General features: G+C 25.5%; 6 protein-coding genes. All 6 read left to right on the top strand.

Translation table 11 applies throughout. From position 1 onward, the window contains the following. Positions 1 to 3: 3 nt before the first annotated feature. Positions 4 to 543 (top strand): molybdopterin adenylyltransferase, encoded by a 540-nt coding sequence (gene mog / locus CRU93_RS00110; protein ID WP_129102154.1) that lies wholly within the window; start codon positions 4 to 6, stop codon positions 541 to 543. A 206-nt stretch (positions 544 to 749) separates the two neighbouring features. Further along, positions 750 to 2,084, top strand: coding sequence for a DASS family sodium-coupled anion symporter (locus tag CRU93_RS00105; RefSeq protein WP_129102153.1), 1,335 nt, complete (start codon positions 750 to 752; stop codon positions 2,082 to 2,084). A gap of 33 nt (positions 2,085 to 2,117) precedes the next feature. Then, complete coding sequence (locus CRU93_RS00100; RefSeq protein WP_129102152.1) at positions 2,118 to 4,319, top strand: endonuclease MutS2; 2,202 nt, start codon at positions 2,118 to 2,120, stop codon at positions 4,317 to 4,319. 99 nt (positions 4,320 to 4,418) lie between these two features. Then, a complete protein-coding gene (locus tag CRU93_RS00095; RefSeq protein WP_129102151.1) occupies positions 4,419 to 7,631 on the top strand; it encodes an ankyrin repeat domain-containing protein in 3,213 nt (1,070 codons plus the stop codon). A gap of 85 nt (positions 7,632 to 7,716) precedes the next feature. Further along, the gene (locus CRU93_RS00090) at positions 7,717 to 10,935 is read left to right on the top strand and encodes an ankyrin repeat domain-containing protein (protein WP_129102150.1); all 3,219 of its coding nucleotides are present in this window, start codon (positions 7,717 to 7,719) and stop codon (positions 10,933 to 10,935) included. Next, a complete protein-coding gene (locus CRU93_RS00085; RefSeq protein ID WP_129102149.1) occupies positions 10,935 to 14,207 on the top strand; it encodes an ankyrin repeat domain-containing protein in 3,273 nt (1,090 codons plus the stop codon). Before CRU93_RS00090 ends, CRU93_RS00085 begins: the two co-directional genes overlap by 1 nt. Positions 14,208 to 14,305 lie beyond the last annotated feature (98 nt).

Genomic DNA, 14,305 nt, shown 5'->3' with positions numbered 1-14,305 from the left:
TAAATGGCAGAAAATTTAGCAAAAATTGGAATAGTAACTGCAAGTGATAGAGCAAGCAAAGGTATTTACGAAGATATTAGTGGAAAAGCAATAGTTGATACAATGAATGATTATTTAAAGTCACCTTGGGAACCTGTATATAGATGTATAGAAGATGATCAAAAAACTATTGAAGATACACTTAAAGAACTTGTGGATAAAGAGGGTTGTTGTCTTGTTGTTACAACAGGAGGAACTGGTCCAGCTGCAAGAGATGTAACTCCTGAGGCTACAGAAGCTGTATGTGATAGAATGATGCCAGGTTTTGGTGAACTTATGAGAGCAGAGTCTTTAAAGTTTGTTCCAACTGCAATTTTATCAAGACAAACTGCTGGATTAAGAGGCAGTTCTTTAATTGTTAATTTACCTGGAAAACCTAAATCAATTAGAGAATGTTTAGATGCAGTTTTTCCTGCAATTCCATATTGTATTGATTTAATGGAAGGACCATATTTAGACTGTAATGAGGACGTAATAAAACCATTTAGACCTAAGAAAAAATAGGGTTTTAGGAGCATATGCTCCTTTCAAATGTTATAAAAATGTAACAGTTATGTGTTTATTATGTAAACAATTTTTTTTATGTAACTATATGTAATAATCCAATAATTAAGAAAAAATTTTTTTATGAAATAAAAGCTATATTAGTTTCTTGGAACTAAAATATATTGACATTAGATTATAAGTAAAATTTATTTTAAAGGAATATTTTGAAAAAATTATTGACTACATTGATTTTAACATTAGCTACTTTTTTGATTGCTAGTTTTGCATTTAATACTCAACATTCAATCTTATTAGCAATTATAGTTTTTCTAGTTACATTATGGACAAATGAAGCTTTACCATTGGGTGTTGTTTCTTTATTTCCAATACTTTTATTCCCCTCATTTGATATTATGAGTACAAGTGCAACAACTGCAAACTATTCAAAATCAATTGTTTTTTTATTTTTGGGTGGTTTTATGATTGCAATTGCAACTCAAAAAACAGATTTACATAAATATGTTTCAAATAAACTATTAACTCTTTTCCCTAATACTCCAAGAGGGATTATTTTTTCATTAGCAATTACATCTGCTGTATTAAGTTCGCTTATTTCAAATACTACAACTGCTTTATTATTAATTCCAATTGCAATGTTTTTAACAAAAGATATAAAATTAAAAATTAGACTAGTTCTTGCTATTGCATATGGTGCAAGTATTGGAGGTATTTTAACTCCAATTGGAACACCTCCTAACCTTATATTATTAGGGTTTATGGAAGAAAATAATATTGAACCTATTGCCTTTGTACAATGGATTGTTCTTTCATTGCCACTTGTAGTGGTTATGCTAATTTTAATTCCATATGTTCTTTCATTAGGTGTTAATCATCTTAAATTTGATACACATTTAGAACAAAGAGAACATTTGACAAAAGATCAAAGAAGATTACTTTATATTTTGGGTAGTTTAGTTCTATTACTGTTTGTAAATTCAAAAATAGAACCTTATTATTCAGGTTTAGGATTAAATGAAAAAGGAATCTTACTTGGGTATGGATTATTGATGTTTATGCCTAAATTTGGTTTTTTAAATTGGGAAGATACAAAGAAAATTCCATATGAAATTATTTTCTTATTTGGTGCTGGTTTTTCAATTGCATCAGCATTTTCATCAACAGGTCTTGCAAATGAAATTGCAAACTATTTACTTGCGTTAACTCATATGCCTGTTATTTTATTAATTTTACTTGTTGCTTCATTAATTACTTTTACAACTGAAGTTACATCAAATACTGCATTGATTTCAATTGCTTTACCAATTATTTATTCGTTAGGAAAAGCTGCAAATATCGATGTGAATCTTATCTTATTTGTATCAACAATCTGTGCTTCATATGCCTTTATGCTTCCTATTGCAACACCACCAAATGCTATTGCTATGAGTAGTGGTGCAGTAAAAGTAAAAGATATGGCAAAATTTGGATTAATATTTAATTTCTTAGGAATTATATCTATTACATTAGTTGCCTTAGTATATTGGCAATACTATTTATAAAAGTATTATAGCCCTTTGGCTATAATACGCGTTATGCAAGATATAATAAAAAAACTAGACTTAACAGAATATTTAGAGACATTTCAAGAGCTTTTTTCAAGAAGAAAAAATATTATTCTTGAAGGTGATATAAATTTACATTATAAACTTATAAATGAACTTTCAAAGTATGATTTTACTGCACCAAAGCAGGTTGCAAATTTAGATAAATGCTTAGTTCATATTCAAAAACAAGGTGTTTTAAAACTTGATGATATCTATGAATTTACAAAAATAATTAGATATTTCTTATACTTAAAAAAGTTTAATTTTGAGGGAAAATTAAAAGAGTGGATTGATAAAATAGTAATTCCAGATGATATTCTAAGTTTAGATGATTTTTTTGATTCAAAGGGGAATTTAAAAGAGGGTGTAGATGATGATTTTGATAATATTCAAAATGCAATCTATAAAAACAAAGAGTTAATTAGACAAAATCTACATAAAACAATAAATTCATCAAAGCTAAAACCATATTTAGTTGATTCTCAAGTTCACTTAGTAAATGACCAAGAGGCAATTTTAGTAAGAGGTGGTTTTAATCATGTTTTAAAAGCAACAGTAATACATAGATCTAATTCTGGATTTTTCTATATTGTTCCTCACTCAATTAGTGAATTGAAGCAAAAAAGAAGTGACTTAATAAACAAACAAGAAGAAATAGTTTTAAAACTTTGTAAACAAATTTCAACAATGTTTGAAAAACATCTATTATTTCTAAAATTTGTAAATAAAGAGTTTGATAGATTTGATCATTATCAAGCAAGGTTATTTTTTGCTAAAGCAGATGATAAAAACTTTTTAATACCAAGTAAAAAAAATAGTTGTAAATTGATTGATTTTAAACATCCCGCATTACGTGGAGCAAAACCAATAAATGTTGATTTTTCCAAATCAGTTATTATGATTACTGGTGTAAATGCAGGTGGTAAAACAATGATGCTAAAATCAATTTTAGCTTCAGTATTTATGTCAAAATATTTAATTCCTTACTATGCAGATAAATCATCTCAAATAGGAAATTTCAAAAACATATTAGCAGTTTTAGATGATCCACAAAGTGTTAAAAATGATATTTCTACTTTTGCTGGTAGAATGGTGGAATTTTCAACTTTATTCACACAAAGAAATGCAATAGTTGGTGTTGATGAGATTGAATTAGGAACTGATTCAGATGAAGCTGCAAGTTTATTTAAAGTAATAATCGAAGAGTTAATAAAAAAAGATATTAAAATTATCATAACAACTCACCATAAAAGATTGGCTGCACTTCTTGCTTCAAATGATGATGTAGAGTTAATTGCTGCACTTTACGACGAAGCAAACCAAAGACCAACATATGATTTCTTACAAGGTACTATTGGAAAGTCATATGCTTTTGAAACTGCAAGTAGATATGGGATTCCCCATAATATTGTAAAACTAGCTAAAAAAGTTTATGGTGAAGATAAAGATAAATTAAATGAACTTATTGAAAGAAGTAGCGATTTAGAAAGAGAATATAAACAAAAGATACAAAAACTTGATGAAGAGTTAGAAAAGACAAAAAGATTACAAAGAGGTTTAAAAGATCAAAGAGAGAGTTTAGATGAATTGATTTATTCGGAAAAATCTAAATTACAAAAAGAGTATAAAGATGCAAGAGATGAAGCTAAAAAAGCAATAAAAGCAAAAATTTATCAAGAAGGTCATAGGCATTTAAATACTGCACACTCAAAGGCTTCAAATATTAAAACAGAAAAAGTAAAAGAGCATGAAGATTTAAAAGTAGGTGATAGAGTAAAATATAGAAGTTCAAAAGGTATTTTAGTATCTATAAAAGGTAAACAAGCTTTTTTTGAAAATGATTCTGGAATGAAAATGAAAGTACCATTGGAAGAGTTATCACGAAGTGGTAATATTCCAAAACCACAAGTTAAACAAAAAGCTACTGTTACAGTTTCAAAACCCGAGAGTGGACATGTTACACTTGATTTACATGGACAAAGAGCAGATGAGGCAATTGAAAACTTAGATAAATTTTTATCAGATGCACTTATTGCAGGATTTGATGAAGTTCTTGTTTACCATGGCATTGGAACAGGTAAATTATCTTTTGCAGTAAAAACATTTTTAGATAAACATCCTAAAATAAAGGGTTACACTGATGCTCATCCAAGTCAGGGTGGATTTGGTGCCAAGATTATTAAACTATAAAGATTAATACTTATGTATTAATCTTTAATAATTTTAATATGTATAAAATAATTAAATTGATAATATTAAAATCAAAAAAATAATTTTACAAGGCATTGTGTGTTAGATTCCATAGATTTTAATAACCCCGAATTAATTAATATAATCCAAAAAGATAATATTCAAGAGTTTAAAAATTTGATAAATGAAGAATATTTAAAAAAACAAAATTCAAATTTTTTTATGCCTATTGTTTATGCTATTGAGTTCTCAAGTATAAATATTACTAAGTATTTATTAGAAAATAAAATTAGCTTTGATTTTATTTTAAATGGTAGTAGTAAGCTATCATATCTTTTAAGTAGGAATGTTTCCCTTGAATTACTTGAATTTATGAAAGATATGGATGAATTTAATAAAGAAAGAGATTCTTTACCTTTAGATCAACTTTTAGAAAATGGAACTGATTTCGAAACTTTCAAATTTGTAGTTAATAATTTTGGAATTAAAAGGTATGAGAGTGCAAGGGGAGTAATAGAAGAGGTAATTGATTCTGAAGTTATCGGTGATAATGTAAAGATTAAGATAATTAACTTTTTAATTAATGAACATAATTATGATATTAATGAAAATGAAGAAGTAATTGATTTAGCTTCAAAGCTTTTGGGAAATAATGAGTTTTACTTATTTGAAGAGTTAGTAAAACTAGGTTTATGTGTAAATAAAGTTGCTTTTGCACTACCTGAATTTTTTACTGAAGCAAAGGTAAAAGAGTTAGTTTTTTATATGAAAAAATATGAAATAAATAATATAAATGATTGTCTTTGTATTTACGATTTTGATACTTTTGAAAGATACTTAATAGGCTTAGACAAAGTAAAAGATGAAAATTTTTTCATTCCAATAATTATAAATCAATTTTTAAATGAAAAAGAAAAGATAACTCTATCTCAAATAATTTTGCAAAAGGGTGCAAATATAAATGAAATAGTAGAATTAGATAATCCTACTAATATTTTTTGGCAGTTTATTACAAAATATTATAAAAAAGAAAACTCATTTGAGTATTTACAATTTTTGATAAAAAATGGTGCAAAAATAGAACAAGAAGAACAATCAGCACTTTTTAGTGCTGTTTCAAACAATGATATTGAATTGGTAAAATATTTAATAGAAAATGGCGCAAACATTAATTTTATTGATTATAATGGAGCAACTATTATTAATCATATTTTAAATCCACAATCAAAATATAAAAATGAAGATGAACAAATACAAATGTTTGAGCTTTTATTAAATAATAAACTTGATACAGAGTTAAAAACAACTTTTTATATTAATTCTAGTTCAAATACAACAAATCTTTTTGAAGCAATTGTGAATACGCAAAAAGAAAAATTAATAGAATATATTTTAGAAAAAATACCAGATATTAAGATAAATACTACTAGTGTTTATATAGCTTTGAGTAAAAAATTAAGCATAGACCTTCTTAAAAAAATTGTTTCTAAAAACCCTTATATGATTTTTGAAAGATGGGTATTTTGTCCTGTTAGAAAGCAAAGGTTTGACTCTGGTTTATTAGAACTTACTTTACATCATAAAAATGAGGAGTTGACAAATTATTTAATAGATAATTATCCTGATATAAAAAAAGATAGTGAATTTTATGTTTTATCTTTATATGCAATAAATAAAGGTTTTACTCTTGATACTGTAAAGAAATTAATTGATATAGACCCTGATTTAAATAAGATATATTATGAATCACCAGAAAATAGTGAAACTAATGCAAAGTTTACTAGTGTAATAGGCTTACTTAAAAATTGTGCAGAAGTTTTAAATGAAGATGATAAGGCGATGTTATTAAAACAGATGATAAAAAATGGTGCTGATGTTTCAATCCCTTATAAATATCTTGATGATAGTAAAGATGCAATCACAGAATTGGGTTCTATTGCAATTCATGGAATCTATTGTAATAAATTTGAACCAAAAATTATGGATGTTTTATTGGAACAAAATCAAGACCCTTTTGAAGCTACATCTAATCAAAATGAATCTCAATTAGTAACTTTGTTAACTAGATTTTATTCTGTATCTGATGAATTAGGCTTAAAATATTTGAAATATTTCGATGAAAAAGGTTTTACTATAGATTTTGAATCAGAAAGTATTGATTCTAGAAATATTTTAATTGGTCTTTCTATGGTGAATAAGGCTTTATGTATAAAATATTTAGCTTCAAAGGGTGCTAAAATTAATATTGTAAATGAGATTAATGGTTTTACACTTTTACATTATGCTGTAAGTCATTATGATAAATTAAATCCAATAAAAAGAGCCCAAACTGTAAATACTTTAATTGAACTTGGATGTGATATTGAAAAAGTAGATTCAAATCAATACACTGCATTAATGTATGCTTGTCAATATGCATCTTTTGAAATTGTAAAAACACTTTTAGAAGCAAGTGCTAATGTAAACTTTTGTAATGAAAGAGGAGAGTGTGCAGTTACAGTTGTATTAAATACTATTATGACAATGCATGAAAATAGTGAAGAATCTGAACTTTATCGTTCTAAAATTTTAGCTTTGCTAAAAGATTATGGGGCTAATTTAAATTATTATTCAGAACATATTTATCCTATTTTACATCAAAGTATACTAAAAAATAAAAAAGTAATTTTTAACACTTTATTAAATTTAGATATTGATTTAAATGTTCTTGATTCTCAAGGAAGAACAGCTTTAATGGTAGCAGTAGCTTATGCAAATATTTATTATGTAAATGCTCTTATTACTAAAAAAGTTAGGATTGATTTAATTGATAATGACAATAAGTCAATCCATTTTTATGTTTTGAATAGGAATAATACTCAAGAGTCTGTAATGCTATTAAAATATTTTTTATCACAAGATATTGAAATAGCAAGTGGTAAAGATGGATTTTCTTTACTTCATCATATAGCATCTGATGTAAAAGTAGAACTATTTTCTGTAATCAAACCATATATTACAAATATGAATATAAAAGATATTAGAGGTTTTACTCCTTTACATGAGGTTTGTTATTCTAATACATATGCTTATGAAAAAGATAGAATGAAGCTATTAGAGCTATTTATTGAAAATGGTGCAGATGTAAATTTACGAACAGTTGATGGAAAGAATGCTTTAATTCTTGCAATGTATAAGGCGCATTTTGATTTACAAAATCGATTAATAGATTTAGGTACTGATATTCAAGTAAGTATAAGTATATTAAAGCAATTAAATGACTTTGATGAGGAAATTGAATATTTACAATCAAAGTTAAAACCTTTTTCATAAGGAAATATAATTGTGTGATTTAACTATACTAAAAGTCAATAAAAGCTAGTATTTTAGCAAAAATAATTAATTAAAAAGGTTTTAGATGTCATTTTTTAAAAATTTTATGAATAGTAATTCAGAGCCAACAAGTGACGAATTAATAGAAGCTATCAAAAAAAATAATGTAAAAAAAGTTAAAAAAATATTGCCAATGGAAGATATTAATAAAGAAGATAATAATTTTCAAAGACCAATTGATTTTGCATTACAATTTTCAAGTTTAGATGTAACAAAATATTTATTAGAAAATGGTGCTATTTTAGAAGAGACTATAGATAGTGAAAGTATTTTATCTTATGTGATTTCTTATAATGCATCGTTGGAAATAATTAAATATTTACATGAATTTGGAGCAAGTATAGAATCTGATTATGGTACAACTCCCTTAAATATGGCACTAAACAAAGGAAGTTCTTTCGAGGTATTTGAATACTTATTTAGAAATTTTGGAACATCAAGACCCCAAAATAATGATTATTTAATTCATGAAATAGCAGATAGTGAAACTATTGATACTAAAACAAAAGGAAAACTTCTAACTTTATTAGTAGAAGAATATGATTTTGATATAAATGAAGAAGAGAAAGTGCTTCACATATCAACAAGACTTTTTAATAAAGAAGATTATGAACTTTTAAAAGTTGTAATAAAATTAGGTGCAAGAGTAAATTCAATTGCAGAACATTTAGTTAATAAATTAGGAGAAAGAGAAGTTAAAAAACTTCTTCCATATATCTTAAAATCACCTCAAAATAAAATGGAATACATTAGCCCTATTTTAGATTTTAAATCATATAAAGAGTATATTCAAGGGCTTGATAATACAAAAGGAAAAGGGCTTATTCATTCTATCTCATTAAGTCATTTATTTCATGATAAAGAAAAAATCGAGTTAATAAAACTTGTATTAGAAAAAGGTGCAGATATAAATGAGTTAAGTAATAAAGAACATCCTACAAATGCTCTTTGGGCTTTTACTGCTAACTTTGTAATTGGTAAAAATACACTTTTATTGGACTTTTTAATTGATTGTGGTTGTAAGATTGAGTGTGAAAAACAATCAGCACTTTTTGTGCCAATTGTAGATAATGATATTGATTTAGTTAAACATCTTTTAGAAAAGGGTGCTGATGTAAATTATGTAAATTATTTTGAAAATACTGCAATAAATTCTATTATTTTACCAGATGCAAAGTTTGCAAATGAAAAAGAACGTATTGCAATGTTAGAATTATTATTAGATAATGGTCTTGATATTAATCTTAAAAGTTCTCATTATCAGAATTCAAGTACAAATTATACACCTATTTTGGAAGCTGCTGTTGATGTATGTCAATCAGAGTTTATAGAATATCTTTTAGAAAAATTTCCTGAACTTGAAATAACCAATAGAGTTGTGAAATTTGCAATTGAACGAGATTTAGATTTTGAAACATCAAAAAAAGTTATTTGTAAAAATCCAAATGTAGTATTTGAAAATGAAGTATATTGTAATGTTAGAAAAAAAAGTTTTAATGCAGGAATTTTTGAACTATCTATTTTAAATTATAAAGAAGATTTAACAAATTTTATTATGGATAATTTTCCTGATGTAAAATCTTATTCTGATACTTATCCTTTGGCTTTAAAAGCAATAAATGTAGAGTTTAACATAGATACAATAAAAAAGATAATTTCTTTTGATAAAAATATAAATAGATTATATTATTGTGAACCAGATGGTATTGAAACTTGTTCTTTGCCAATATTTTTATTAGATGCTTATCATAATCGTTTTAATGAAGATGAAAAAATAGAGTTATTATCTTTAATGGTTGAATGTGGAGCTGATTTATCAATTCCTTTTACAAAATTAAACTATGAAAATAAATCTCTAGGCTCTAGAGGAATATTTCTTAATCACGCTATATATTCAAAACATTTTGAATCTAAAGTAGTAGATTTCTTACTTCAAAATAATGTTGATCCTTATGCACCTGTTTCAAATCTAAATGAATCTCAAATGCATTCTATTATAAACAGATATACACAAATTAGTGATGAAAAATGTTTACAATATTTAGAATATTTAGACCAAAAAGGTTACAAAGTAGATTTAGAACATAAAAATACAATGGGTACAGATATTTTACTTGGTGCTTGTATGATGAATAGACCAAAAACTTTAAAATGGATTATTGATAAAGGTGCAAACATTCATGTAATAGGTGGTTTTGATAATTCTCCAGCTTTACATAAATCAATTTCAAATTATTCTCATTTTATAGATCCATTATTAAGAGCTCAAACAGTAAAAGTCTTAATAGATGCAGGTTGTGATATAGAACAAATAGATTCTGAACAGTTTACACCTTTAATGAGTGCTGCAAATTATGGTTGTTTTGAAGTAGCAAGAGTTTTAGTAGATGCAGGAGCAAATATAAACTTTTATAATGAAGCAGGTGAGGGTATTGCTCATAGGGCTATTATGACTGATGTTGAAGCATATGATGATAAAGATAATTCTAATTTAGTATATTCAAAAATATTAGCTTTATTAAAAGATGCAGGATTAGATTTAAATAAATCTTCTGCTGAAGTTGTACCTGCCTTACATTTAAGTATTCTTTATGGTAAAAAAGAGATTTATGATGTATTGTTACAATTAGAACTTGATTTAAATGCAAAAGATATGCAAGGTAGAACACCTCTTATGCTTGCAATTTGTTATGCTGATATGTATTATGTAAATAGTTTAATGAGTAAAGGTGTAAAAATTGATATTATAGATTCATATAATGAATCTATACATTATTATGCAATTAGAAGAGAAAATGAAGATGAGAGTATAAAAATGCTTAAATACTTCCTTTCTCAAAATATAGAAATAGGAAAAGGATATAATAATAGAGACCTTCTTCATATTTCAGCTTATTATGTAAATCTTAAAGCTTTATATGTAATAAAAGATATGTTTGATGATTTTAATCAAAAAGATTTAACTGGTTTCACCCCTTTACATTGGGCTTGTTATAGTAATTTAGATATTGATCAAAGCAAAAGAATTGAAGTAGCAAAATTTTTGATTGAAAATGGTGCTAATATAAATGAAAGACATCCAGATGGAGGAAATGCTTTAGCTTTTGCTGTTTTAGCAGGACTTAAAGATTTAGCAGATGAATTAATAAATTTAGGTTCTGATGTTCAAGTAGCATTAAATAGTGTAAAAAATGTAGAAGGTATAGCTCCTGAAGCAATATCATATCTTGAAAGTAGCTTATAATGTCCTTTTTAGATAAGTTATTTGGAGAAAATAAAGAGGGAAAAGGACTTACCTCAAATGAACAAGAGAGTACAAACTTTTTTGATATTGATAATATAAAAGATACAGAAACTATAGAAGAGATCATAAAATATAATGATTTTAATATTTTAAAAACAAAAATCAATAGTTCTAATTGTAGGCAAGCAGATGATAATTTTAAGATGCCTTTATATTATGCAACGATTAATAAAAGAATTGAAGTTATAAAATATCTTTTTGAATTAGGTTGTGATTTTGAAGATGCAAAAGAGATGCTTGGAGGTAGTGCAATAAGTACTATCATAAATACAGGTAATAAAGAAGTTTTAAAAACTTTTATTGACGTTGGATATAAAGTAATCTCAGGGAAAAGTGCTGTTATGGCAATCTCAGTTGAAAATGCACCATTAGATTTTATAGAATATTTGATTGAACTTGATATTCCTATGGATAGTTTAGAAAGAAAAATATCAAAAGATTTAATTGACGAAGATACAAAAGAGCAGTATGAAAAATACACACCTTTAGAATTTGCAGTATTTAATAATAGAGAATATGAAGTTTTAGAAGTTTTAATCCAAGCTGGATGCCCTTTAAATGAAGAAAAAAATATCAATTTTGTTTCAAGATTAATAAACACTAGTCTTAGTCCTTCTACGAAAGCAAAAACTTTACATCTGTTAAATAGGTTAAATAAATTAGATTTAAATATAAAAGATGAAGAAGGGAATAATTTAGTAAAACAAGCTATTAATGTTGGTGATACTAGATCTTTAAAAGAGTTGATTTTATTAGGAGCAGATTTTTCTGATTATACTTATATAATAAATAATATGCTAACTATAAAAGATTTAGAATATATTATAGATTCTATTAAAAGCCAAGGTAAAAATATAGATGACTTTTTATGTTTATTTGTAAAATCAAGAATAGAAAGTTATATGCAAGAGTATGATGATTTAAGTCATAAAAATATTGTATATCAGATTGTTATAAATACTAGATTAAAAGAGAATGAAAAGGTTGAATTATTACAAATAGCTCTTTCAAAAAAAGCTGATATAAATTTTACTGTGAGTGATGATAAAAATACACTATTTATAGTTTGTAAAAATTTATTTATAGGAAAAGATATTTGTGTTGCCAAATTTTTATTAGAAAATGGTGCAAAGATTGAATATGGTGGAAATAGTGCTCTATTTCATGCAATTAGTGAATATAATATTCCTTTAATAGAACTTCTTTTATCATTTAATGCAAATACAAATTTTGTAAATAATGAAAAAGAAGGGGTAATTAATTATTTTTATAAAGAACATATAAATTTAAATAGTGTAGTTAAAAAAAGAGAAGTCTTACAACTGCTTATTAATTCAGGTTTAAATATTAATACTCAAGTTAAATATGAAACAAAAGATAAAAAATTTGAAGATGAACTTATTTCTTTTTTTGCTATTTTTTGTATTGAAAATGAGTTTAGACTTATTGATTATATTTTTGAAAATAATATTGAAATTAAAGATGAAGAGTCTATTTATTATGCAATAAAATATCTTAAAAAAGATATTTTATTAAAAGAGATCATTAAAATAAATCCATATTATGAAAGAAAAGATTATTATGAAAGATTTGGTGAAAAATCAAATGCAAATATTATACATTTAGCTTTTGAAAATTATTTATCTGAAGAGTTTATTTATTATGTTTTAGAAACTTATCCTACTATAAAAGCATACAATGAGATTGAACCTATTACTTTAGATATTGTTAAGTCAAGATTCTATTCTTTAGAGATTTTTGAAAAAATCATTAAAAAAGATAATAATATAAATAGATATTATATTTTTGAAATAGAAGATGATACTCTAGGGGAATATTTATCAAAAGGAACATTATTATTATGTCTTGCCGAATTAGCTAAAGATTTAGATAAAAATAATAAATATTTTAAAGCTATACAAATTCTTTTAGAAAATGGTGCTGATATTAATTTGGCTTATAAATTTGAACATAATGATAAAAGATATGCCAAAGGACATTCTATTTTCATTCGAGCAAAAAATGAAAATAGATTAAATAAAGAGTTATATGATTTATTTTATAAATATGGTGGAAGTTTGATAAAACCAGTAAAAGAGTGTTTTAATGAATTTTCTATTCATTCAATAGTTAGATTTTTGCATGATGATAAACTTATTGTTGAATATTTAGACTATTGTTGGGAAAAAGAACCTTTTGATTTAGAGTATAAAAATAGTATGAATTCTACTATCTTATTAAATGCTGCTATGAGTTGTCATGCAAAAGTTTTAAGATGGCTTGCTAATAAAGGTGCAAATATTCATATTGTAGGTGGTTTTGATAATTGTCCTGCTTTACATAAAGCAATCGCCAATTACTCTTTTATTGATCCATTGCAAAGACTTGATAGTATAAAAACATTACTTGACTTAGGTGTAGATATAGAACAGTTTGATAGTGATCAAATGACACCTTTGATGGTTGCTGCAAATGTGGGAACAACTCATGTATTAAAAGAATTATTACAAAGAGGTGCTGATGTAAATCATGTTAATGAAAACAATGAAAGTGCAATACATTTTGCTGTATTAGGTAAATATAGTTATGATTTGGATTTTAGATTTGAGACAATAAAAAGTAAAATAATTACTGATTTAGTAAATGCAAAAGCAGACATAAATTTAGTAAGCGATGATGGAGCAACAGCTCTTATATATGCCATAGATTATGGATATAGGGAAATCTTTGATACTTTAATTAATTTTGATGCTGATGTTAATCAGGCTTGTTCAAAAGGAAATTTACCTCTTTATTATGCAAGCCTATCAAGCGATAGATATTTTGTAAATAAACTATATAATTCAGGAAATCTTGAACCAAATAAAGTAAATGAATTTAATTTTACAGTTTTACATCAAATTGTAAACTTAGATATACCTAATGAAGTGTTTAAAAATATGCTTATAAAACTTGTTGAAATGGGCTTAGATATAAATTATCATAAAAATATTGAACCTGCGCTTTTAATGTATATAAAAACAATGGAATTTGTTGGTGAAAGACAAGTTGGTTTTATTTCATATGAAAAAAAACCTAGAGAAATAGAACACAAAAAAGTAGAAATTTTTATAGAAAATGGTGCAGATGTTTCTTTATGTTTAGAAATTGCAAAACAACAAAATGAGGCTAAAGATATTATAAATTATTTAGAAAAGCTTAAAAACAATTAATTTTTTAATGATTATTATATTTTATTACTGCTTATAAAGTGTCTATTAAATTTAAATCTTATGGATAAAAAGATATACTTTATCACATCCTTTTTTAT

Source organism: Arcobacter sp. CECT 8985 (assembly GCF_004116495.1).
GTDB lineage: Bacteria > Campylobacterota > Campylobacteria > Campylobacterales > Arcobacteraceae > Malaciobacter.
The sequence above is the reverse complement of the archived record's forward strand: the minus strand, read 5'-3'. Positions and strand labels throughout refer to the sequence as shown.

Bases quoted from the DNA above. Each gene is read 5' to 3' on its own strand.
- mog (WP_129102154.1), top strand. From the start codon at position 4: ATGGCAGAAAATTTAGCAAAAATTGGAATAGTAACTGCAAGTGATAGA.
- CRU93_RS00085 (WP_129102149.1), top strand. From the start codon at position 10,935: ATGTCCTTTTTAGATAAGTTATTTGGAGAAAATAAAGAGGGAAAAGGA.
- CRU93_RS00090 (WP_129102150.1), top strand. From the start codon at position 7,717: ATGTCATTTTTTAAAAATTTTATGAATAGTAATTCAGAGCCAACAAGT.
- CRU93_RS00100 (WP_129102152.1), top strand. From the start codon at position 2,118: ATGCAAGATATAATAAAAAAACTAGACTTAACAGAATATTTAGAGACA.